The sequence below is a fragment of the Rhodococcus sp. WS1 genome (genome assembly GCF_003797745.1).
GTDB lineage: Bacteria > Actinomycetota > Actinomycetes > Mycobacteriales > Mycobacteriaceae > Rhodococcus_F > Rhodococcus_F erythropolis.
Genome location: NZ_RKLZ01000002.1, coordinates 2,517,868 through 2,540,312 on the forward strand (window position 1 = coordinate 2,517,868; position 22,445 = coordinate 2,540,312).

The window sequence follows — 22,445 nt, forward strand, 5'->3', positions numbered from 1 at the left end:
CCGAGTTTTCGGCGGAAAGGTACATTCGCCTTCATGGTTTCCGGGCGAAAGTTCTGCCCGGAAATCGAGTGCGAGGGGGCGACGCGGCCCCGTACGGAAGGAATTGTCTGTGGCCTCAGGACGTCGCTACCTGGCGTTGGCAGTGGCAGTGACGGCGTTGTCGCTGACTGCGTGTACGGCTGATCCGCCGCCTCCGGTCGAGAGCACCGAAACCGTCAAGCCCACACCGACTCCGGTTGTTCCGGCGATGAAGCAGGTCACTGTGGCGATCGACGAGGTAGGAGGCGGATTCAACCCGCACCTGCTCGCGGATCAGTCGCCGGTCAACTCCGCAGTCGGCAACCTCGTGTTGCCCAGTGCGTTTCGCCCGATCAATTCGCCGACGCAGCCTGGTGCGACGGAGTGGGCGATCGACGATTCTTTTCTCGTTTCGGCTGAAGTGACGTCAGAGGCTCCGTTCACTATTCGCTACCAACTGCGCAACGAAGCTCAATGGTCGGACGGCGCTCCCATTGCGGCAGAGGATTTTCGCTATCTCTGGCAGCAGATGATCTCGGTTCCCGGTGTGGTCAACCCCGCGGGCTATCAGATGATCGACGACGTGAACTCGTCCGGCGGTGGCAAGACGGTCAACGTCGTGATGCGTGCGCCGTATCCGGCGTGGCGAGAGTTGTTCACCGATATTCTTCCATCTCACCTGATCAAGGACACTCCCGGCGGTTTCAGCACCGGTTTGAGTGAGGGGATTCCGGTGTCGGGAGCCCACTTTCACGTGCGCTCGGTCGACCGTGGTCGAGACGAAATCGTGCTGGAACGCAACGACCGATTCTGGGGCAAGCCCTCAGATCCGGATCAGATAGTTCTGCGACGCGGAGGAACGGCTTCGCAGTTGGCGGATGCACTGCGTACCGACGACGCTCAAGTGGCGCAAGTTCATTCGGGTAGTGCCACGGATATTCAGCTTTCTGCAATCCCGGGTGTCAGTACGGCATTCTCCTACGTTCCGCGCACTCTCGACATCAACGTCAATGGGCGCAGCAAGAACTTCGCGGACGTTCGGGTGCGTAAAGGTGTTCTGGGACTGCTCGATCCGGACCTGCTCGCCGTAGTGGCGGCCGGGAGTGAATCGGCGTCGGCCCCGGTGAAAGCTCAGATCCTCGCGCCGTCGGATCCGGGATATGCGCCAACCGCGCCGCCGAAACCGACGAGAGAGCAGGCGCTCGGCGAGCTGACCGCAGCCGGCTACTTGACAGCACCGCCCACCGGAATCGTTACTGGCACTGGAACGGTCGGATCGATCGTCCGGGACGGCGCTCAGTTGACCCTGCTGATCGGCGCTCCCGAAAACGACGACATCGCGATCGCCGTGGCAAACACCGCTGCCGACGAATTGCGTGACGTGGGGATCCTGGCGACCGTCGAATCGGTGCCGCCGGAGGAGCTCTACGGCGAGGATCTGACCACAGGACGCGTCGACATGATCGTCGGTTGGAGCCGAGCAGGCGCTGACACCGCAACTTCACTGGCCTCCCGGTTCAGTTGCCCGACAGCACCTTCCACTCCTGTGGCAGGTTCGGCGGTGCCCGCACCCACGCCGTCGCAGTCTCCGGAGCCTGTCCGAACGACAAGCGTCGAGGCTCCGAGCAACCTGTCCGGGCTGTGTGATCCGGCGTTGCAAGGTCGGATCGACGAAGCGCTCAGTGGCATCGGGGATCTCGGGTCGTTGATCGCCGATGCGGAACCCAAGTTGTGGGATCTTGCGGCGGTTTTGCCGATCGTGCAGAGCCGAGCGCTGGTTGCGGTCGGGACCGGAGTCGAGGGCGTGGTCCTCGACGGGCCGGTGCAGGTGGGGATATTCGGAAACGCTACGGACTGGGTGAGGGTGGCAAAGTGACCGCGTCGGCGAAGCGACTTCTGTTGGTGCACGCACATCCGGACGACGAAACGATCACCACCGGTGGCACCATCGCGCGTTACGCGTCCGAAGGCGCGGACGTCACGGTCCTCACCTGCACCTTGGGGGAGGAAGGCGAAGTGATCGGTGACGCGTGGGCCGGGCTCGTGGCTGCCGAGGCCGATCAACTCGGGGGCTACCGGATCGCCGAATTGAGCGCTGCTTTGTCGGCTTTGGGCAGTGCCGCTCCTCGCTTCCTCGCCGGTGCCGGTCGGTATCGCGACTCCGGAATGATCGGCACACCTTCGGCCGCCAATCCCCGTGCCTTTGTCAATGCTCGACTCGACGAGGCAGTCGGCGCGGTGGTTGCCGTCATTCGTGAGATTCGGCCGCACGTCGTGATCACGTACGACCCCAACGGAGGCTACGGGCACCCGGATCACATCCAGGCACACGCGATCACGACAGCGGCCGTGGAAGCTGCAGCAACGACCGCATATCCCGAGGCCGGCGAGCCGTGGTCGACTCCGAAGTTCTACTGGACCGTGACCGAGCGCAGCGGACTCGAACGCGGCATCGCGGCGATTTCCGAGTTCCCGGAGAACTGGCGTCTGCCCGAGCCCGGTGAATTGCCGAGCGTCGAGGACGCAGACGTGACGACGGCAATCGATGTTCGAGGCGTCATCGATGCGAAGGCGAGGGCATTGAGCGCCCACGCCACTCAGGTGACGGTAGCCCCGAGTGGAGCCGAGTTCGCATTGTCGAACAACGTGGTCCAACCGATCCTGACGGTCGAGCATTTCGTATTGGCCGCCGGCACGCTCGGTCCGGTGGGTGAGGACGGTCGCGAGCGCGATCTGTTCGGCGGGCTGCCCAGCTGACCTGGGCGTCGGCTCACAGGCATTGCGATCGCCGCCGTAGTGATGTGTGATGCGTGTCACCGGATGGGTGGTCCTTTCGGTAACAGCAAAGCCTGGGGGCTGAAGAAATGTACAACTGGGACCTGCAGAACCAGATCGTCGCCTTCGTTGATTCGTTGCGTCCGATGGCCGGTTACTACCACGACATGTATTACGGATCGCTCTACGCATTTGCAGATCAGCAAAGTCATCTGCTGACGCTGCTCGGGTTCCCGCCGGTTCCCTGATCGACTTCGTGCTTTTCGGGCGCGAGCCGGGGTGCTTGTCGGGAGGGACCCCGCGCTCGCGCGTTGGCCGTCGATAGACCACTATCAAAACCATGATCACGGCCGAGAACAACACAGACGCTTCGACAGAAACGTCGCTGTCGTGGCTCGACCCCATCATCCTCGGTGTCCTGATTTTCGACGGGTTCTTGTGCGCGGTGTTGTCAGTCCTGTTCTTGCCGACTCATCTCGGTACGACGGCATTTCCGATCAGCATTCTCGTGGCAGCGACCGCGAACCTCGTATTGGTGATCGCCGCCCGCACGGTTACGACGCCGGGTATGGCCGCATTGCCGCTCGCCGGTTGGATCGTCGGGTTCTTGGTGTGCATGGTCGGCGGTCCGGGCGGCGACGTGCTGGTGCTCTCGTCCCCTCTGACGTTCTTACTGCTGGTCGGCGCAATCGCTCCGGCCGCGGTTTTCCTCTTCAAAGTAGCGATCAATAGGCTTGCCGCCCTCAGTTCGCAATAGTTCTCGGCGCGCGCGTAGGAAAGTGACCCATCCATAAGGGACACTCAGCCTGTGGCTGAAGATGATCTGGCGGGCGCGACTATCGCCTTGACCGCAGAACGGCGTGTCGAAGAATTTGCGACGCTCCTCGAACGTCGAGGGGCGGAGATCGTGCGGACACCGGTGATCCATGTGCTGCCGTTGGTGGACGATCGAGACCTGCGCACTCAGACGTCCGCGTTGATTTCCGATCCACCGGAATTGGTCGTGATCAGCACCGGAATCGGCTTTCGGGGTTGGCTCGACGCCGTCGCGTCGTGGGGTTTGACCGACGAGTTCCTCGGAGCTCTGGCCCGCACGCGCATCATCGCCCGCGGCCCCAAGGCGACGGGCGCCATCCGGGGCGCCGGACTGCGCGAGGAATGGTCGCCTTCGGGTGAGTCGTCCGAGGAAGTTCTGGCGCACCTCGGAAGCGAGGGAGTGGCAGGCTTACGCGTCGCGGTCCAGTTGCACGGCACCATCACCGAATGGGAGCCGTTGACGGACCTGAGCGCCTCCCTCGCCGACATCGGCGCGGTTGTCACCCCCGTGTCGGTCTATCGGTGGATCCGGCCGCCGGATCAGTCGCCAGTCCGCGCGTTGGTCGCTGCAGTTCGTTCCGGTGCAATCGACGCGCTGACCTTCACCAGTGCCCCCGCGGTCTCCTCGATGCTCAGCACGGCAAAAGAGATGGGCGAGCTGGAGCGGTTCGTCGCAGCTATGCGCGGACCGGTACCGACCTACTGCGTCGGACCGGTGACGGCCGCCCCGCTGGAACTCCTCGGTGTTCCGACCATCCAGCCGGAGCGATCGCGTCTCGGTTCGCTGGCGAGGCTCATCATCGACGACCTGCCCAAACGTCGCCACCGCCCGGAGTGACGGCTTCGATCAATGCCCACGCGTTCTCGGCGGGGAGATCGATCACCTCGTAGCTTCCGGTGCCTGCTGGCGTCGCGGCGATGACGGTTGCCACGCCTGCGCGTCGCTGGAAGAACGTCTCGCGCACCGTCCATCCGATGACACCTTCGGATTCGAGGCTGTGGCGCTGGCGATCGAGCGAGCCGCTTCGGGTGATCAACCATCCCGGCAGGACTGCGTGGCCGAGGCCGTTGTATCGGTCGTAGGCGAGGGCAGCGCCAGCGATGGCGAGTACGGCGACCCCGAACCACGCGTAGATCGGTACATCCAGACCAGAAGCCGCGCACGCCACGCAGACCAGAAACGCCACAGTCGCGAGAAACAGTGCCCTGGTGTACCGGCGACGCCGCGCGGCTGGCCCGTGCGGGATCAGCGGGGCGGACGCCTGGCGTGAATCACCGATCACGGTAGCCATCACTCGCTCGGCTTCCCTGCGTGGTCCCTGCGGGAGCAGCAGCGAAGATTCCTTCTTCTCGGCGCTGACCCCGGTCATGATGGCGTCGAGCCGCGCGCCGCGGGCCAATCGCAGTAGAAGCGGTTCTTTGAGCGTCGTGCCGCGGAGGCGGGCGCGGTCGAGTGTGGTTTGCCGAGTTTTCAACAGGCCGTGACTGACATGCAGGATGCGGCCGTTGTCGGTGAGTTTCATGTTGCCGAACGCGATCAGGTACTGGACGCAGGCGAGTGCACTCGACAGCACCAGCAGCACGACGAGTGCGATGACGACAAGCAGCGCGATGCCGAGGCTCTCGAGTGAGTCGAAGCTGTCGCTTACTGCCGACGATTTCGCGACGGCAGTGCCGATGCCGTATTGGAACGAGATGCCGATGATCGCTGCGATGATGGCGATTCCGGTGAACGAAAAGGGAGCGTAGCGAACCCAACTGGGCTCCCAGTGACCGATCTCGGTGTCGACCGGTTCGGCGAAGTTCTCGACCGGTGTGCCCGGGGTTTCCAGTCGCCGTGCCTGTTGCGCGCCGGCCAACAGTGCGGCACGTAGGTCCGGAACCAGGGCAGTCGAGAGGGCATTGAGTTCGAACTTGTTCGAATCGTGGCCGATCCCGGCGCGCTGGCCGGTCCCGATGCGCACGATCGACAGCCCGAGCAGTCGGTGCATGACCCCGGCCTCGACGTCGACGGATCGGATGCGGCTACGCGGGACGGAGAGCAGCTTTTTCTGGAATACCCCGGTGCGCAGTTGTACGTGAACGGGCCCGATTCGGTACGTGGTGGTGAAGTACCGCAACAGACCGAAGACGACGAGCAGAGTGACGACGCCGAGTCCCCACCAGTGGTTTCCGGATTGGCTGCCGAGAACTACGGAGACGAGCAGGACCGGGAGCAGTTTGACGACTTCGTTGACGGGGTGGACCAGAAGCATGCGGCGGTCGAGGCGGAGCCAGGGCTGTTCCTCCTCGGCGGCCTCGGCAGCTGCCGTTTCCGCCTCGACCGGGATTTCGATCGCGGTCGGGTCGCCCAACTGCTTCTCGTTCACGTTGCGTCTCCCACGTTGGTGCCCGCGATCTCCGTCAGTTGGGCCACTGTGCGGTCGGCGATTTCCTGGTCGAGCGCGGAGATCTTCACAGCCCCGGCAGACGACGCCGTAGTGACGGTCACGGTTGCCAGACCCAACATGCGGTCGATCGGTCCGCGTTCGGTGTCCACGGTCTGCACGCGCGATATCGGTGCGATCCGTCGTTCCTGGGTGAACCACCCCGTGCGTGTGTACACCGCAGTGTCACTGATTTCCCATCTGTGTACGCGATACCGCCACGCCGGAACCATCAGAATGTAGGTGGCCGCGAATAGGACGGTGACTGCGAAGATCAGGCCCACCACCCAGGACGGGATTCCGGGTATCAAGACGGCACAGACGATTTCGGCGACGATGACGGGTACCCAGAACAGCGAGGCAGTGATTGCCCACAGCCTCGGGGCTTTGGCGCTGGGTCGCCATAACGGGTCGGCCATGGTCAGCGGTTGCGGGGCAGTCATGGGCACTACTTTGGTCGAGTGAGGGGCGATCTGTCGACATCGGCCCTATCGTGGAGTGTGGCGACTGCGAAGGGAGCACGTGATGACCGAACAAGATGCGACATTCGACCCGGAGGCTCCGGAATCAGATGCGCTCGAACAATCGACACCCGTAGATCCGAACGCCCCCGAAGAACCCGATCTGACCGACATTCCACTCGACGCGCCAGTGGCTGACGTGGTGGATCAACGAGTCGAGGTCGCGGTCGACGACGACTACCGGCCGTCGTGATCGAGGCCGTGTCGGGGCGGTAAGGCCTCCTACTTCTGGCACCGGGTGGCACTAGTCGTCCCACATGGCGCATGATCGCTAGGTGAACCGAACTGGTGATGACTCCGGCAAACCCACCATGCTTCCGATGCCAGGTATTTCCGCGTCCGCCTCGTCCAGTCCGTCGCCCGGCCCGTCAGCGTCGGCGATGCGGCGAGTTCTCCGTCGCGCACGCGATGGAGCGACCCTGAACGTCGACGAGGCGGCAACGCTGCTGCAGGCGCGGGGAACCGATCTGACCGATCTGTGTTCCTCGGCAGCCAAGGTTCGCGATGCGGGTCTGCTGGCAGCGGGTCGGCCGAACACCGTGACGTATTCGCGGAAGGTTTTCATTCCGCTGACCCGTCTGTGCCAGGACAAGTGCCACTACTGCACGTTCGTCACGGTGCCCGGGAAACTGCGTGCCGCTGGGCACGGCATGTTCCTGGAGCCGGACGAGGTTTTGGACATTGCCAGGGCAGGCGCCGAATTGGGCTGCAAGGAAGCGTTGTTCACTTTGGGTGATCGCCCCGAGGCTCGCTGGCCGGAAGCAAAGCAGTGGCTGGACGAACGCGGCTACGACTCCACCCTCGACTATGTGCGGGCGATGTCGATTCGGGTGCTCGAGGAGACCGGACTGCTCCCGCATCTGAATCCCGGTGTGATGAGCTGGCAGGAACTCGCGCGGCTCAAGCCCGTTGCGCCGTCGATGGGCATGATGCTCGAGACGACCGCAACCCGCCTGTTCACCGACAAGGGTGAATGCCACTACGGCAGCCCGGACAAGGACCCGGCGGTTCGGCTGCGCACCCTGACCGACGCAGGCCGACTGAACATCCCGTTCACCACGGGAATTCTTGTGGGCATCGGGGAGAACTTCCTCGAGCGTGCCGAATCGATCATGGCGATACGCAAGTCGCAGAAGGCGTTCGGGCACATCCAGGAAGTGATCATCCAGAACTTCCTGGCCAAACCTGATACCGCGATGCGCGATACCCCTGATGCAGGACTCGACGAGTTTCTCGCGGCCATCGCCGTCGCACGCCTGCTGCTCGGGCCGACGATGCGGATTCAGAGTCCGCCGAATCTCGTCTCGAACAGCGAGTGCCTCGCGCTGCTCGGCGCCGGTGTGGACGACTGGGGCGGGGTGTCACCGTTGACCCCCGATCACGTCAACCCGGAGCGTCCGTGGCCGAATCTCGAGACCTTGGCGGAGATCAGCGCCGAAGGCGGCTTCACCCTGACCGAACGCACTGCGGCTCAGCCGGCATATGTCCTGGCCGGGGCTCCGTGGATCGATCCGCGCATTGCGGGCCACGTGCAGGCACTGGCGGACCCCAAAACCGGCCTCGCCCGGCCCGACACCAAACCGGTGGGTCGACCGTGGCAGGAACCGGACGAGTCGTGGGAATCGAGCGGACGCGTCGATCTCAATACCGAGATCGATACAGACGGGCGCAACACCGAGACCCGCAGTGACCTGGGCAGTGCGTTCGGCGACTGGGAGACCGTGCGCGAACAGGTACTCGAGCTCAGTGCTCCGATTCGCGTCGACACCGATCTGCTGGCTGCGCTGCGCAGTGCCGAACGCGACCCGGCCGGATGCTCCGACGACGAGTACCTGGCCCTTGCCACGGCGGAGGGCCCGGGTCTGGAAGCTGTTGTGGCACTGGCGGATGCGCTACGCAAGGACGCCGTCGGCGAGGACGTCACCTACGTGGTGAACCGAAACATCAACTTCACCAACATTTGCTACACGGGCTGCCGGTTCTGTGCATTCGCGCAGCGCAAGGGCGACGCTGACGCGTTCACGCTGTCGGCAGAGCAGGTCGCCGACCGTGCGTGGGAAGCGCACGTCGCCGGCGCGACCGAGGTGTGCATGCAAGGCGGTATCGATCCGGAACTTCCCGTCACCGGTTACGCCGACCTGGTCCGGGCCGTCAAGAAGCGCGTGCCGTCGATGCACGTCCACGCGTTCTCGCCGATGGAGATCGTCAACGGTGCATCGCGCAGCGGTGAAAGCATCAGGGATTGGCTGACCGCTCTGCGTGAGGCGGGCCTGGACACCATTCCCGGTACGGCAGCGGAGATCCTCGACGACGAGGTGCGCTGGATCCTCACCAAGGGCAAACTGCCGACGGCGGAGTGGATCGAAGTGGTCACCACGGCGCACGAGGTGGGGCTGCGGTCGAGTTCGACGATGATGTACGGGCATGTCGATCAGCCGCACCACTGGGTCGGGCACCTGAACGTTCTTCGCGGAATCCAGGACCGTACAGGTGGATTCACGGAGTTCGTGCTGCTGCCGTTCGTTCACCAGAGCGCGCCGCTGTACCTGGCGGGCGCTTCACGGCCAGGGCCGACCAACCGGGACAACCGCGCTGCGCATGCACTGGCACGCATCATGCTGCATGGTCGTATCCCCAACATCCAGACCAGCTGGGTCAAGCTCGGGATCACCGGAACACAGATGATGCTCAACGGCGGAGCCAACGACCTCGGTGGGACGCTGATGGAGGAGACGATCTCGCGGATGGCTGGCTCCGAACACGGGTCCGAGAAGACCGTCGCAGAACTGCGCGCCATCGCCGAGGGAATCGGACGTCCGGCACGCGAACGAACCACCACACATGCACGACGCGAAGGAGCGATTGCCTGATGGCTGACGTACTGGGGGACCGCAAGGTCGTCGAGGTTCTCGATCGAGCGGTGTGGGGGATCAACCCGGTTCTCGATCTCGCCTACAGCGATCCGCTCGGTATCAAGCGTCGGACCTTCGAGCCGACCGATCCCGAGCGAAATGCCGCAGCGATGGTGTTGGACGCGGCGGCCTGGGTCCTCGACGTCGTCAAGTTCCCCGGGACGGCGGCGTGGTCGGTGATGACCGACGAGCAGCGCTCGAAGTGGTGGACGACCCGGTTGGGTGCACTCAACACCGTCGCCGTCGCGTTCCCCGGCATCTTCGGCGTCCTCCTCAATCGGCTGCCGATCCAGGACCTCTTGGCATTCGCGAATCAGGCCGTTGTGCTCGTTGCGGTTGCCCGTGAACACGGAGTGACGGAGCGGGATCAGCAGGTGGACCTCCTGGCGTCGGTGCTGTGCCGGCGTGAGACCAAGTCCCGAGATCTGCTCGCCGGTGAGGATTTCGCCGAAAAGTCGGTCAGCGGTGCCGACGAGACCTGGCGCCCGTTCGCGCTCATCGGCACCTTGTGGCGCACGTCCAAGACTTTTCGTGCCATCACGGACGAGCTGCACAAGCGGCCGTCGCGGACAAAACCGTACGAGATTTTCGGCAAGATTCCGGTGGTCGGCGTCGTGGCGGATTATCTCGGTGAGCGCGGCGCTTTGGTCCGCGCGGCTGCCGCGGGGGAGAAGTGGATCGCGATTCGGTCGAGGAACATCACCGCAGTAGGCTGAAATGTGTTACCCCCGCCTGCTCAGAGTCGGTTGGCAGGGGGATAATAGGCTGTTCCCGCGGTACGTGAGAGTCGTATCGGATTTTCGGCCCCTTGCAACTGCGTGTTGCGGCGGCGATGCACGACAGGAAGGCAGGGAGATCGGCAGTGACCTACACGATTGCTGAACCGTGTGTAGATGTGATGGACAAGGCGTGCATCGAAGAATGCCCTGTCGACTGCATCTACGAGGGTGGACGCATGCTTTACATCCACCCCGACGAGTGTGTCGACTGCGGCGCGTGTGAGCCTGTCTGTCCCGTCGAAGCCATCTTCTACGAAGACGACGTCCCGGACCAGTGGAACGCGTACATCAGCACGAACGTCGATTTCTTCGACGATCTCGGTTCGCCGGGTGGAGCGGCCAAGCTCGGCAAGGTCGACTACGACACGCCGTTCATCAAGGCGCTGCCTCCCATGGGTGAGGAATAGAGATCTTGTCTCGTACTCCGGTGGCCGCTGGGCTTCCTGATTTTCCGTGGGATTCGCTCGCCGACGTCACGGCGAAGGCGCACTCTCATCCCGACGGCATCGTGAACCTGTCCGTGGGAACGCCGGTTGATCCCGTTGATCCGGTGATACAGGAGGCTTTGTCTTCTGTTGCCGAGATACCCGGATATCCGACGACGCACGGCACGCTCGCACTTCGCGAGGCCGTAGCGGAGTCACTCGATCGCCGTTACAACATTCCCGACGTCGATCCGGCAGCGGTCCTGCCGGCGATCGGCACGAAGGAAATGATCGCGTGGCTGCCGACATTGCTCGGTCTCGGAGCCGACGATCTGGTGGTCATTCCGGAGTTGGCATATCCGACGTACGAGGTCGCGGCGAAGCTGGCAGGCGCTCGCGTCCTGCGCGCCGACGGCTTGAACAAGCTCGGTCCCGAGTCGGCGGCGATGATCTTCGTGAACTCGCCGTCGAACCCCACCGGCAAAGTGCTCGGCCTCGAGCACTTGCAGAAGGTCGTGGCCTGGGCGCGCGAGCGGGGCGCGATCGTCGTCTCCGACGAGTGCTACCTCGGATTGACGTGGGAATCGGATGCGCTCTCCATTCTCGATCCCCGGGTCAACGACGGCGATCTGACCGGTTTGCTTGCGGTCCACTCACTTTCGAAGACGTCCAATCTCGCGAGCTATCGCGCGGGGTTCGTCACCGGTGATCCGGCTTTGGTGTCGGAACTGCTCGAGGTGCGTAAGCACGCGGGCATGATCCTGCCGCTGCCGATCCAGGCGGCGATGACCGCAGCTTTGGGCGACGACCAACACGAGAACATCCAGCGCGAGCGGTACCGCGAGCGTCGCAGCGTGTTGATCGAAGCTGTTCGAGGCGCCGGATTCACCGTCGACAATTCCGAGGCGGGTCTATACCTCTGGGCGACGCGCGGCGAGGAATGTCGAGCGACGGTCAGTTGGTTCGCCGATCGTGGGATCCTCGTTGCCCCCGGTGAGTTCTACGGACCGAGCGGGAGCAAGCACGTGCGAATCGCGCTCACTGCAACAGACGAACGAATCGCCGCGGCAGCAAAGCGCCTCTCCGCCTGAACCGTGTGCTTTCCCAGGTGTCAGGTTCCCTGATGTCGGTATCGGTCCGATGTAAGGTCGCGCTGTGACCACCTCAGGGACCGGCGGCTTGGACGCGGTACTGATTTTTGCTGTCGTTGTCGCCTCGGTTGCACTGATGCTCGTGTGGTTGAAAAGTCGTCGAGTTTTCGGAGAATTCCCACTCTCGGCAGCTCTCCTCTGGCTGATGGTTGCAGTGCCATCCATCCTGCAGGCGCTGATACCAGGACTACTCGAGATGTTTCGTCGTGATCCCGCGTTGATTCGCGACGGTCAATGGTGGCGCATTCTGACCTCCGTGCTCGTCCAGGACGGAGGGGTCGCAGGAACCGTCACCAATCTCGTGACGCTGGCCGTGGTTGCACCGCCTGCGTTTCGGCTCTGGGGCGCCGCACGTGGCTGGGCTCTCTTCCTGCTCGGTCAACTGTTGTTCGGTTTGCTCACCACCGCAGTCTTTCCGTCGACCGGCGCAGGTAACTCCGGAGCCACACTTGCTCTGGCAGCGGCGGCCGCGGGGATCGGTGTTCTGGTGCGCCCGCGAATGCCTGAGATTGTTCTGACGGCCGTGATTGTCGTCGGCGGCGCAACCCTGGTGACGGTCGACGACGCGCACGGATTCGCCGTTCTTTCCGGGGCGCTCTTGGGGGCGGCGCTGGTGACGCTGTTCCCTCCGCACTCGATAGACGCGCGTCGGGCAGGAGAAAGTTTGCGACCTTCGGCCCTGTGAGATGCTGTCGTGGTGCTGCTGAGATCACTGAACCCCCTTGCTGTCGCCCGCGGTGACGACCTCGACGACGCCGTGACGATCGGTGACACGGTTCTCTCGCGGAGTGCCATTCTCGGTGCCGCGACCTCGGTCGCGGAACGGGTGGCGCAGGCCGATCGGGTTGCCGTATTGGCAACTCCCACAGCAAAAACGATCCTCGCCGTCGTCGGGGCATTGATTGCCGGCGTCACCGTTGTGCCGGTACCGCCGGACTCGGGGAAGGCTGAGCGGGAGCACATTCTGCGTGACTCCGGGGCCCAGGCGTGGCTCGGTGAAACGGACGACCACTGCGACACTCTGCCGGTAGTTCCCGTCCGGTTGCACGCTCGCTCGTGGCACAGCTATCCCGAACCGGCACCGCAGTCCACAGCATTCGTCCTGTACACGTCCGGAACCACTGGCCCACCGAAGGGCGTTCTGCTCAGTCGCTCGGCCATCGCAGCCGGGATCGACGCGCTTGCCGAGGCCTGGGACTGGACGTGGCGAGACACGCTCGTGCACGGGCTTCCGCTCTTCCACGTGCACGGACTGATCCTCGGAATCCTCGGCCCCCTCCGGATCGGCAGCCGGGTGATCCACACCGTCAAGCCGACGCCGGAAAATTACGCCCGGGCGAAAGGCTCCCTCTACTTCGGTGTTCCCACCGTCTGGTCGCGTATCGCCGAGGACGAAGAAGCTGCCCGCGCGTTGTCCGGTGCCCGACTTCTGGTTTCCGGTAGTGCGCCGCTTCCTGTGCCTGTCTTCGAAAAGCTACGGGACCGAACAGGATTGACGCCCATCGAGCGATACGGCATGAGTGAGACGATGCTGACTCTGAGCACACGTTTCGACGGCGAGCGACGCCCAGGGTGGGTCGGCGTGCCGCTGCGCGGAGTCGAGACTCGTCTTCGTGACGAGAAGGGCAACGACGTGCCACACGACGGCGAGAGTATCGGCGGTCTACAGGTACGTGGGCCGATGCTTTTCGACGGCTACTTGAACCGTCCAGACGCAACCGCCGAGTCCTGGACGGAGGACGGCTACTTCAAGACCGGTGATGTCGCCGTCATCGACGAGGGTGGGTTCCACCGAATCGTCGGCCGCGAATCCATCGACTTGATCAAAACCGGTGGATTCAGAGTCGGCGCCGGCGAGATCGAGACCGCCATCCTCGGGCACCCTTCGGTGTCCGAAGTTGCGGTGATCGGTGTCCCCGACGCCGATCTGGGTCAGCGGATCATCGCCGTCGTAGTCCGTAAGCCCGGGAGCCCCGAGGTCACCGAAGCTGAATTGGTCGAGTTGGTCGGGGCTGAGTTGTCGGCGCACAAGCGTCCCCGTGAGGTTCGCTTTGCCAAGATTCTTCCGCGTAACGCGATGGGCAAGGTCCAGAAGCGCGAGCTCTTCTGAGCAGAGCCGTTTGCTGAAAAGTCGCTGCGACGCTTGAAGGTTCGTGACTTCGGTCGGACTGTCCCGGAATATGGGCTCGTCGGTTCTCCGACGATTCAGCGCTAGTTGGAATTTCTGTGTTCTTGGCTACACTACCGCCCGGTAGGGATAGCTCCAGTCGCACGCATGCCGTCGGTATGTCCTAGTGCGAGTGGCCTCGGAAGGGCAGATTTCATGGCGGGCGGACGGCATTCGAGTCCTGACAGCGGACGATCGATCGGGTTCTACGCAGTGGGTGGGTTGGTTGCCGTCGCGGTAGTCGCTACCGGGGTGGTGGTCTTCAAGGCAACACAGTCCGATTCCTGCGAGAGCGTCGACGAGTACTCGCTGGCAGCAGATCCTGCGATCGCGCCTGCAGTCACGGAGATCCTCGCAGAATCGTCGCCGGAGCAGACAGGCTGTTCGCGGATCACGGTCACCTCTGCGTTGCCAGGCGACGTAGCGGGAACCCTGGGCAAGGGCGTGGACGCACCGGACATGTGGATACCGGATTCGACAGCGTGGGTCGGCAAAGCTGCACTGACGGCCAAGGGGCCGGTCGCTGCCGCCGGTGGTTCGATCGCCACCTCGCCTGTCGTCCTCGCGTCCGGCGGTGGCGAGCAGTTTGCCAGTTGGCTCACGGCGCTTCAGGTTCCCGATCTCGCGCTGGGCAATCCGTTGTTCACCGGGGTTGCGTCGGCGCCCATTCTCGGAGCCCTCGCGGAGACCGGGGCCACCTCCGAATCGGTTCGAGCGGCACTCGTACCCCATGCCCAAGCAGAGAGCGTTCGTACCGAAGATCAGCCGGTAGGGCAGAAGATGCTCACCGAATTGGTCAGCTCCGGCAAGGTCGGTGTTTCGACCGAGCAACAGGTCGTCGAGTTCACGAAAGCCGAGTCGAAGATTTCCGCGACAGTACCGGCGACTGGAACCATGATCATGGATTACCCCCTGGTGGTCAGTGCCTCGGCGCCGGATCGGCACTACGCGGCAGCGAAGAAGAGTGACGCCATAGCCGACCTGTTGCACAGTGAATCTGCTCAGGAAGTGCTGACACGCAGCGGTTTCCGCACTTCCGGCGGTGGAGCTGTCGAAGGTGGAGTTGGTGACGTGACGGCCTTGACGGTCTCCGAACAGTCGGTGGCCGATCAAACGCTGGGCGCTTGGGCTCTGATGGCCAAGCCGATCCGGACACTCGTTGCGATCGACGTGTCTGCGTCGATGGACTACCCGGCAGCAGGCGGCAAGACGCGCATGCAGTTGACCACTGCTGCCGCTCTCGCCGGCAATCAGGTCTTCCCGGACAGTGTCGCTGCCGGTCTCTGGGCGTTCTCCCAAGGTATGAACGGAACCCAGGACTTTCAGGAATTAGTGCCGATCAGGCGCTACGACACCATCGTCGACGGCATGACTCAGCGAAAGTTGATGGCTGATCAGGCGAACCGTCTCACCGAACTCAAGCGTGGCGCCACCGGTTTGTATGACACGACTCTGGCCGCCTTCCGTAAGGTGCAGGAATCGTACGATCCGCGAGCGGTCAACAGCGTCATCATCTTGACCGACGGTGCCAACGAAGATCCCGACAGCATCAGCCGTGAACAGCTGCTCGATGTTCTTGCACGCGAGCAGGATCCGGCGCGTCCGGTCATCATCGTCACCATCGGCATCACCGATGACGCCGATGCGGCGGCACTCGCCGATATCTCCCGCGTGACGGGCGGTTCGACGTACATCGCTCGAGACCCCTCGGAGATTTCCGAGGTGTTTGTGAACGCACTGGCTCACCGAGGATCGTGAGCCACGCCGAGGACCTCAGGCCACGCCGAGGACCTCAGGCCACGCCGAGGACCTCAGGCCGCGTCGGGACCGGCCCAGGGCGTCGGAAGTGGCGGAGCCTCAGACGAATATCGGTGCCCGGTAGGCGTCGTCGTGGTGAAGGTGTGCCGGGTACCTGGTACAGGTTCGGCCGACCAGTCCGAGCCCTGTTTCGCGTAGTTGCATGCCGCGCACAACCCGGCACCGTTGGCTGCGCTGGTGAGGCCACCCCTCGAGTGATCGAGAATGTGGTCGCGGTGGCGAACCGGCGCGTCGCACCACGGAGTGCGGCAGCTTCGATCACGAAGTTCGATCAATCGTGCCAACCCCTTCGGGAAGGTTCTCGCGGTGGATTCCATTGCGGTCAGTGCGCCCGTATCGGGGCGTGCGTAGAGCTTTCGAACCGTTGTCATGGTTTCGGAGTCCTCGCCGGACAAGGTGATCCATTCACGTGCGATGGCTGCTGGAACAGGTCCGTACCCGTGGACGTGGGCAGGGTCGGAACCGTCGCCGAGTAGTGACTGGTCGGAGACAATCAGATTCACCGTGACGGGTGTCGGTGTGGCGCGGCCGATTCCGGTGACCCGCTCCACCAGGAGATCAGCCATGATCTGAGCTCGCGTGCGCTCGTCCCCGCCGGCAAGTACGGAATCTGCATCGCGGCCGAGCGTGGCATATACGACGGTACCCGCGGCAGCGGGAAGTAGGACATTGAGCCAGCACATCGTGTCGGGCGCAGGCCGAGACGTCACACGTCTGTCTCGTACGGCTTTGCGTGCTCGTCTGGCAACACTGTCGGCGTCTATTTCCGCAGTGCGTGCGCGGATTCTTTCTGTCAGTTGGTGGGTGCCACATCCGTCCAAGATCGCAGCGTCGCAGCAGAACTCGCGATCCAATGCAGCGCGATCCTGGACTGTGAGACACGCAGTTTCACGCATGAGAATTGTCGCTTGATGCTCACTGATGGAGCCACGGACGAGTAGTCGAAGTGTGTGTGGCATCTCGTCGTTCAGTGCGCGGGCCAGGTTGAGATGCTGAGTTCCGAACCATGCCGACTCTCGCCGTGCGAGGGCAATCTGCGCGTTGATTCCACGGCCCTGGTATGGGCGCGGAACTCCCCGTTCTCCGCGGTCCTTGCGGGTTACCGTGTCGAGATCGGCAGCCAGCAATGCCTGGGCCCCAGCGCAACTGGCCTTCAGCTCTTCCAGTGCGCGTAGTAGATCCACGCGAGCTGCGTTGTCGATGGAACGATCCATGCTGACGAGTGACGCTCGGAATTGTCCGATCGTCTCTTCGGATATCGTCTGTTTGGATATCGCCTGTTCAGATACTTTCGTCGTCACTTTTACCCCCCGGTAGTGTCGAACATACATTCGATACTAGCGCCGACAATGAACGCACGCAACGGCTTTCTCTGTTGGCGTCCGAAAGTTCCGACAGTTCGGTTTTCATGGTTGACTGGTCCTCATGATCGAGTTGAGGGGATTGACCAAGGTTTACGGACCGACGAAAGCGGTGGACGATTTGTCGTTCACCGTCAAGCCGGGCATCGTGACGGGCTTTCTGGGCCCCAACGGTGCGGGTAAGTCGACGACGATGCGGATGATCCTGGGTTTGGATCAGCCGACGTCGGGTGCGGCGTTGATCGACGGCAAGCCGTACCGCGAGCTCAAGACGCCATTGCGGACTGTCGGCGCGTTGTTGGATGCGAAGTGGGTGCACCCCAATCGCAGTGCGCGGGCGCATCTGCAGTGGATGGCCGCTTCGAACGGGATCCCGAAGTCCCGCGTCGACGAGGTACTCGGGTTGGTCGGATTGTCCGAGGTGGCGGGCAAGAAGGCCGGCGGGTTCTCGCTCGGTATGTCGCAGCGTCTCGGGTTGGCGGGTGCGTTGTTGGGGGATCCGAAGGTGTTGTTGTTCGACGAGCCGGTCAACGGTCTCGATCCGGAGGGCATCGTCTGGATTCGTAAGTTCATGCAGCGGTTGGCGGCCGAGGGCCGCACGGTGCTGGTGTCGAGTCACCTTCTCTCGGAGATGGCATTGACGGCGGAGCAGTTGGTGGTGATCGGTCGGGGTCGGTTGATCTCGGATTCGACGGTGGCGGAGTTCGTGGATCGCTCGTCGGAGTCGACGGTGCGGGTGCGTAGTCCTCAGCTCGATGCGTTGCGCAGTGTGTTGCTCTCGCAGGGGTTGACGGTGCGTGAGGACGGTTCCGGTGTTGCGCCGGCGTTGGTGGTCGTGGATTCGACCACTGATGTGATCGGTGGTTTGGCTGGTTCGCAGGGAATCGTGTTGTACGAGTTGGCGTCTCAGCAGGGGTCGCTCGAGGATGCGTTCATGAAGTTGACCGGAGACGATGTCCAGTACCACGCATCCGGTATCGAAGCAGTCCCCGAAACTCAGAACGCATACACACAGCAGGCTATGGGAGGTGCACTGTAATGGCTGTTCTCAGTGCTGAACGTATCAAGATCACCACGACCAAATCACCGTTGTGGTGCACGATCATCATCATCGTGCTCGGGCTGGGACTCGCCACAGCTTTCGGACTCAGCGCCAAGTCGTCGCTCAGCAGCCCCAACGGTGCAATGATGCCGACAGTGTCGGGGGCACTCAGTGGAGTGACCGGCTTCGGTGTGTTGGTTCTGATGATCATGGCGGCTCTCGCGATCACCAGCGAATATCGCTTCGGGACCATCCGCACCACCTTCCAGGCAGTTCCGAACCGCGCTTCGGTGCTCATCGCCAAAGCGGGCCTCATCGGTGGTTTCGGAGCGGTACTGACTCTCGTATTGTCATTCGGCGCTTTCGCTCTCACGAAGGCCACATCAGGTGACGCCGGAAGATTCCTGACTCTGTCTGGCGACGATAACTGGCGGGTCGTCTACGGAACACCGATCTACGCGTTCTTCTGCGTAGTTCTAGCCGTAGGAGTGGGCGCGTTGCTCCGGCAGTCTGCAGGTGCGATCGCATTACTGCTGTTGTGGCCCTTGCTGATCGAGAATCTTTTCAACCTGTTCGGAAGTATCGGCGAGAAGATCATGCCGTTCCTGCCGTTCATGAACGCCAACAACTTTCTCGGTTCCGGCGGTAGCGTCGACTTCCACTGGGGACCCTGGGGCAGCCTGGTCTACTTCGCCCTCTTCGTGCTCGTCGTATTCGGCCTCAGCATCGTCGTCGTGAACAGGCGGGATGCATAGGCACACGGATCAGGCGGGCTGATTCTGCTTACGCCAGCGGGCGTTCAGGAAACCCAATGCCGCGATCACCAGGAACAACACGGTGGTCGAGATCAACTGTGCACGGGCATCGGCGTCGAAGAGCATGAGGACGACGAAGACGCCGAGCATCGCGAGAGTCGCGTAGCTCAGATACGGGAACAGCCACATACGAACTGTCAGCTTGCCCGACGCTTCGAGTTGTTTGCGCAGTCGCAGATGCGAGACGACGATGAAGATCCAGATGACGAGCAGCGCGGCGCCGACTGCGTTGAGCAGGATGCCGAGCAGGTCGTCGGGGAGCAGCCAGTTGAGCAGGACGCTGACGAAGCCGAAGAACACCGACAGCAGAACGGCATTGGTCGGAACTCCGGTGCTCGACAGTTTCGCCATGAAAGCGGGTCCGTCGCCGCGGCGCGAAAGTGAGAACGCCATGCGAGAGGTGCCGTAGATGTTGGCGTTGAACGCGGAAAGCAACGCCACCACTACGACGAGTTCCATGAACCCGGCAACACCCGGAATGTTCGCCTTGTTCAAGACGGCCACAAACGGGCCGCTCTCGAGTTCGGGGTCGTTCCAGGGCAGCACCAGAACCATGATCGAGATGGCACCGATGTAGAAGACACTGATGCGCCACACCACGGAGCGGACAGCGACGGCGATGGAGCGTTCCGGATTCTCGGATTCGGCTGCGGCGATGGTGACGATCTCGATCCCACCAAAGGCGAACGCCACGACGAGCAGTCCTGCGGCAATGCCGGACAACCCATTGGGCATGAAGCCGCCCTGCCCGAACAGATTGCTCGTACCGACCGGATCGGTATCGGGGAGGATGCCGAACACCAGCAAGACGCCGATGACGAGGAAGGCGATGATGACGGTGACTTTGATTGCGGCGAACCAGAACTCGAACTCACCGAAGTTGCTGACCTTCGCCAGGTTCACCACGGCGAAGAACACCACGAAGACCAGGGCGACAACCCATTGCGGGATCGACGGCACCCAGTCGTTCACGATCGCCGAGGCTCCGGTGATCTCGGCGCCCAGCACCATGATCAGCATGAACCAGTAGAGCCAGCCCATCACGAAGCCGGCCCACTCGCCGATCCCCAGGCGCGCGTAGTGAGAGAAGGAACCGCTCGCCGGGATCGCAGCTCCCATCTCACCGAGCATGCGCATCACGAACACCACGACGGCGCCCGCAAGGATGTAGGAGATCAGGACGGCCGGGCCGGCCTTGGCGATACCGACGCCGGTTCCGAGGAACAGGCCGGCGCCGATGGCCGAGCCCAGGCCCATCATCGTCAGATGGCGGACCTTGAGACCGTGGCCGAGAGCAGTGGTTGTTCCGTCGGAGACGTCGGTGTCAGTCATCAGTCGTTGGCGTGCAAAGCAGCGTTCAGTTCGACGCCGGTGCCCTTCCACGGCACGACCTCGACGGCACCCGAGACCGAGTTACGACGGAAGAGAAGGTTCGACTTGCCGCTGAGTTCCTTGGCCTTGACGACGGTGCCGTCCGGGCCGGTGACCTTGGTGCCCGCGGTGACATAGAGGCCCGCTTCGAGGACGCAGTCGTCGCCGAGTGAAATGCCGAGGCCGGCGTTTGCGCCGAGGAGGCAGCGCTTGCCGAGGGAGATCGTTTCCTTGCCGCCGCCGGAGAGGGTGCCCATGATGGAGGCGCCGCCGCCAACATCGGATCCGTCGTCGACGACGACGCCCGCGGAGATGCGGCCTTCGACCATGGAGTTACCGAGGGTGCCGGCGTTGAAGTTGACGAAGCCTTCGTGCATGACGGTCGTTCCGCTGGCGAGGTGCGCACCGAGTCGGACACGGTCCGCGTCACCGATACGCACTCCGGACGGCACGACGTAGTCGACCATGCGGGGGAACTTGTCGACGCTGAACACGGTCACGACGCCGCGGATGCGCAGACGTGAGCGAACTTGCTCGAAGCCTTCGACGGCGCACGGGCCGAAGTTGGTCCACACGACGTTGCTGAGCAGGCCGAACTGGCCGTCGAGGTTGACGCCGTGGGGTGCGACGAGACGGTGCGAGAGGAGGTGGAGGCGCAGGTAGACGTCGTGTGCGTCGACCGGTGCCTTGGAGAGATCGGCGATGGTGGTGCGGACGACGACCTGCGAGACCTCGCGAGCGTCGTCAGTGCCTGCCAGCAGTGCAAGATCGGAAGGAATGTCTGTTCCCTCGACGTTCTCGGTACCGGTCTTGTCGAATGTTCCCAGCTCCGGTGCCGGGAACCAGGTGTCGAGGACGGTTCCGTCCGCGGTCACGTTGGCGATACCTACTGCTGTTGCTCCCTGTGCGCTCACGGGACTAGAGATTACTGGGTGGTGGGTGCACCGGCCTAGGCTGGTGCGTGTGAGCATCCTCGATCTTGCTTCGGACCCCATCGACTTGACGGCCGCCCTGGTCGACATCCCCAGCGTCTCGCACGACGAATCCGTCATCGCGCAGGCCGTCGAGGATGCGCTGCGTGAGCAGACTTCGGGCTTCGAGATCATCCGCAACGGCAACGCCGTGTTGGCGCGGACCTCGCGTGGTTTGCCCAGTCGCGTCATGCTCGCCGGACATCTGGATACGGTGCCCATCGCGGACAATGTTCCTTCGCGGCGTGACGGCGACATCCTGCACGGCTGCGGGACCGTGGACATGAAGTCGGGCGATGCGGTCTTTCTGCACCTGGCGGCCACCATCGAGAACCTGGCCCACGATCTGACCCTGGTTTTCTACGACTGCGAAGAGATCGCCGCAACCTTCAACGGCCTGGGACGGATCGAACGCGAGATCCCGCAATGGCTCGCGGCCGACGTCGCAATTCTCGGTGAGCCGACGGCCGGTTTCATCGAGGCCGGGTGCCAGGGCACGATGCGGGTTCGGTTGACGGCTTCGGGAACTCGCGCACATTCGGCCAGGTCCTGGCTGGGGGACAACGCCATTCACAAGTTCGGCGGTGCGTTGGAGCGGTTGTCGAGTTACCAGCCGCGCTCGGTCGACATCGACGGTTGCGGCTACCGCGAAGGTTTGTCGGCGGTGCGGATTTCCGGCGGGGTCGCTGGAAACGTCGTCCCGGACGAAGCCGAGATGGACGTCAATTTCCGATTCGCGCCCGATCGCAGCGAGGCACAAGCCGAGGCGCACGTGCGCGAAGTGTTCGACGGTCTGGGCCTCGGATTCGAGGTCACCGACTCCTCGCCCGGCGCGCTGCCTGGCTTGGCGAACCCGTCCGCTGCCGCCCTGATCGAGGCGGCCGGTGGTCAGTTCCGTGCGAAGTACGGGTGGACCGACGTGTCCAGATTCTCGGCGCTCGGCATTCCTGCCGTGAACTACGGACCGGGTGATCCGAACCTCGCACACAAGCGCGACGAGCACGTTCCGGTGCAGCAGATCACCGACGTCGCGGCCGTGCTGAGGAAGTATCTGTCGGCCTGACCGTTAGCCTTGCC

At 63.2% G+C, this 22,445-nt stretch carries 21 protein-coding genes; 16 read left to right on the forward strand and 5 right to left on the reverse strand.

All coding sequences use genetic code 11. The features are described 5' to 3' along the window. Positions 1-109 precede the first annotated feature (109 nt). The 5 genes from EEB12_RS24570 (at position 110) to EEB12_RS24585 (ending at position 4,447) form a co-directional block, all read left to right on the forward strand. Entirely contained in the window at positions 110-1,894 is a 1,785-nt protein-coding gene (locus EEB12_RS24570) for an ABC transporter family substrate-binding protein (RefSeq protein ID WP_141488650.1), read from the forward strand. Continuing rightward, positions 1,891-2,775, forward strand: a complete 885-nt coding sequence (mshB, locus tag EEB12_RS24575) for an N-acetyl-1-D-myo-inositol-2-amino-2-deoxy-alpha-D-glucopyranoside deacetylase (RefSeq protein WP_141488651.1) — start codon at positions 1,891-1,893, stop codon at positions 2,773-2,775. The genes EEB12_RS24570 and mshB overlap by 4 nt, the downstream gene beginning before the upstream one ends. A gap of 107 nt (positions 2,776-2,882) precedes the next feature. Then, the gene (locus EEB12_RS30565; RefSeq protein WP_019744522.1) at positions 2,883-3,041 is read left to right on the forward strand and encodes a hypothetical protein; all 159 of its coding nucleotides are present in this window, start codon (positions 2,883-2,885) and stop codon (positions 3,039-3,041) included. A gap of 92 nt (positions 3,042-3,133) precedes the next feature. Further along, entirely contained in the window at positions 3,134-3,550 is a 417-nt protein-coding gene (locus EEB12_RS24580) for a hypothetical protein (protein ID WP_070795987.1), read from the forward strand. 51 nt (positions 3,551-3,601) lie between these two features. Continuing rightward, complete coding sequence (locus EEB12_RS24585; RefSeq protein ID WP_020970223.1) at positions 3,602-4,447, forward strand: uroporphyrinogen-III synthase; 846 nt, start codon at positions 3,602-3,604, stop codon at positions 4,445-4,447. On the opposite strand, the gene EEB12_RS24590 is transcribed toward EEB12_RS24585, so the two are convergent. Next, complete coding sequence (locus EEB12_RS24590; RefSeq protein WP_141488652.1) at positions 4,407-5,978, reverse strand: PH domain-containing protein; 1,572 nt, start codon at positions 5,976-5,978, stop codon at positions 4,407-4,409. The genes EEB12_RS24585 and EEB12_RS24590 overlap by 41 nt on opposite strands. Continuing rightward, positions 5,975-6,478 carry a PH domain-containing protein gene (locus EEB12_RS24595; RefSeq protein WP_141488653.1) on the reverse strand — a complete coding sequence of 168 codons (504 nt, stop codon included), beginning with the start codon at positions 6,476-6,478 and terminating at the stop codon, positions 5,975-5,977. Before EEB12_RS24595 ends, EEB12_RS24590 begins: the two co-directional genes overlap by 4 nt. Before the next feature lie 82 nt (positions 6,479-6,560). On the opposite strand from EEB12_RS24595, the gene EEB12_RS24600 reads away from it, so the two are divergent. The 8 genes from EEB12_RS24600 (at position 6,561) to EEB12_RS24635 (ending at position 15,748) form a co-directional block, all read left to right on the forward strand. Then, a complete protein-coding gene (locus EEB12_RS24600) occupies positions 6,561-6,749 on the forward strand; it encodes a hypothetical protein (RefSeq protein WP_003945217.1) in 189 nt (62 codons plus the stop codon). 118 nt (positions 6,750-6,867) lie between these two features. After that, complete coding sequence (locus EEB12_RS24605; RefSeq protein WP_141488728.1) at positions 6,868-9,426, forward strand: bifunctional FO biosynthesis protein CofGH; 2,559 nt, start codon at positions 6,868-6,870, stop codon at positions 9,424-9,426. After that, the gene (locus EEB12_RS24610) at positions 9,426-10,184 is read left to right on the forward strand and encodes a hypothetical protein (RefSeq protein ID WP_020908480.1); all 759 of its coding nucleotides are present in this window, start codon (positions 9,426-9,428) and stop codon (positions 10,182-10,184) included. Before EEB12_RS24605 ends, EEB12_RS24610 begins: the two co-directional genes overlap by 1 nt. Before the next feature lie 146 nt (positions 10,185-10,330). Further along, a complete protein-coding gene (fdxA, locus tag EEB12_RS24615; protein ID WP_003945248.1) occupies positions 10,331-10,654 on the forward strand; it encodes a ferredoxin in 324 nt (107 codons plus the stop codon). Between the two features lie 5 nt (positions 10,655-10,659). Beyond that, complete coding sequence (gene dapC, locus EEB12_RS24620) at positions 10,660-11,763, forward strand: succinyldiaminopimelate transaminase (protein WP_070795992.1); 1,104 nt, start codon at positions 10,660-10,662, stop codon at positions 11,761-11,763. A gap of 64 nt (positions 11,764-11,827) precedes the next feature. Next, positions 11,828-12,508 carry a rhomboid family intramembrane serine protease gene (locus EEB12_RS24625; RefSeq protein WP_021332788.1) on the forward strand — a complete coding sequence of 227 codons (681 nt, stop codon included), beginning with the start codon at positions 11,828-11,830 and terminating at the stop codon, positions 12,506-12,508. Positions 12,509-12,520: 12 nt separating this feature from the next. Beyond that, positions 12,521-13,933: an acyl-CoA synthetase gene (locus tag EEB12_RS24630; RefSeq protein ID WP_141488729.1), complete on the forward strand. Its 1,413-nt coding sequence runs from the start codon at positions 12,521-12,523 to the stop codon at positions 13,931-13,933. 213 nt (positions 13,934-14,146) lie between these two features. After that, positions 14,147-15,748, forward strand: coding sequence for a substrate-binding and VWA domain-containing protein (locus tag EEB12_RS24635; protein WP_070385335.1), 1,602 nt, complete (start codon positions 14,147-14,149; stop codon positions 15,746-15,748). A 53-nt stretch (positions 15,749-15,801) separates the two neighbouring features. Here EEB12_RS24635 and EEB12_RS24640 read toward each other — a convergent pair whose 3' ends face one another. Then, positions 15,802-17,022, reverse strand: a complete 1,221-nt coding sequence (locus tag EEB12_RS24640; protein ID WP_258537200.1) for an HNH endonuclease — start codon at positions 17,020-17,022, stop codon at positions 15,802-15,804. A gap of 211 nt (positions 17,023-17,233) precedes the next feature. Between EEB12_RS24640 and EEB12_RS24645 the strand changes: the two genes are divergently transcribed. Next, the gene (locus EEB12_RS24645; protein ID WP_020970214.1) at positions 17,234-18,208 is read left to right on the forward strand and encodes an ABC transporter ATP-binding protein; all 975 of its coding nucleotides are present in this window, start codon (positions 17,234-17,236) and stop codon (positions 18,206-18,208) included. After that, a complete protein-coding gene (locus EEB12_RS24650) occupies positions 18,208-18,966 on the forward strand; it encodes an ABC transporter permease (RefSeq protein ID WP_029255815.1) in 759 nt (252 codons plus the stop codon). The genes EEB12_RS24645 and EEB12_RS24650 overlap by 1 nt, the downstream gene beginning before the upstream one ends. Positions 18,967-18,975: 9 nt before the next feature. Here the strand turns inward: EEB12_RS24650 and EEB12_RS24655 are convergent, their stop codons facing one another. Then, positions 18,976-20,358, reverse strand: a complete 1,383-nt coding sequence (locus EEB12_RS24655; RefSeq protein ID WP_020908472.1) for an amino acid permease — start codon at positions 20,356-20,358, stop codon at positions 18,976-18,978. Further along, positions 20,358-21,311 carry a 2,3,4,5-tetrahydropyridine-2,6-dicarboxylate N-succinyltransferase gene (gene dapD, locus EEB12_RS24660; protein ID WP_019749368.1) on the reverse strand — a complete coding sequence of 318 codons (954 nt, stop codon included), beginning with the start codon at positions 21,309-21,311 and terminating at the stop codon, positions 20,358-20,360. The genes EEB12_RS24655 and dapD overlap by 1 nt, the downstream gene beginning before the upstream one ends. Before the next feature lie 49 nt (positions 21,312-21,360). Here dapD and dapE point away from each other — a divergent pair, with 49 nt between their 5' ends. Beyond that, entirely contained in the window at positions 21,361-22,431 is a 1,071-nt protein-coding gene (gene dapE, locus EEB12_RS24665) for a succinyl-diaminopimelate desuccinylase (protein WP_029538455.1), read from the forward strand. Positions 22,432-22,445 lie beyond the last annotated feature (14 nt).

What these genes read in the sequence shown, in the direction of transcription:
- EEB12_RS30565 (WP_019744522.1), top strand. Translation starts at nt 2,883, where the DNA reads ATGTACAACTGGGACCTGCAGAACCAGATCGTCGCCTTCGTTGATTCG.
- EEB12_RS24580 (WP_070795987.1), top strand. Translation starts at nt 3,134, where the DNA reads ATGATCACGGCCGAGAACAACACAGACGCTTCGACAGAAACGTCGCTG.
- EEB12_RS24595 (WP_141488653.1), bottom strand. Translation starts at nt 6,478, where the DNA reads ATGACTGCCCCGCAACCGCTGACCATGGCCGACCCGTTATGGCGACCC.
- EEB12_RS24600 (WP_003945217.1), top strand. Translation starts at nt 6,561, where the DNA reads ATGACCGAACAAGATGCGACATTCGACCCGGAGGCTCCGGAATCAGAT.
- EEB12_RS24605 (WP_141488728.1), top strand. Translation starts at nt 6,868, where the DNA reads ATGCTTCCGATGCCAGGTATTTCCGCGTCCGCCTCGTCCAGTCCGTCG.
- EEB12_RS24610 (WP_020908480.1), top strand. Translation starts at nt 9,426, where the DNA reads ATGGCTGACGTACTGGGGGACCGCAAGGTCGTCGAGGTTCTCGATCGA.
- EEB12_RS24635 (WP_070385335.1), top strand. Translation starts at nt 14,147, where the DNA reads ATGGCGGGCGGACGGCATTCGAGTCCTGACAGCGGACGATCGATCGGG.
- EEB12_RS24640 (WP_258537200.1), bottom strand. Translation starts at nt 17,022, where the DNA reads ATGGATCGTTCCATCGACAACGCAGCTCGCGTGGATCTACTACGCGCA.
- EEB12_RS24645 (WP_020970214.1), top strand. Translation starts at nt 17,234, where the DNA reads ATGATCGAGTTGAGGGGATTGACCAAGGTTTACGGACCGACGAAAGCG.
- EEB12_RS24650 (WP_029255815.1), top strand. Translation starts at nt 18,208, where the DNA reads ATGGCTGTTCTCAGTGCTGAACGTATCAAGATCACCACGACCAAATCA.
- EEB12_RS24655 (WP_020908472.1), bottom strand. Translation starts at nt 20,358, where the DNA reads ATGACTGACACCGACGTCTCCGACGGAACAACCACTGCTCTCGGCCAC.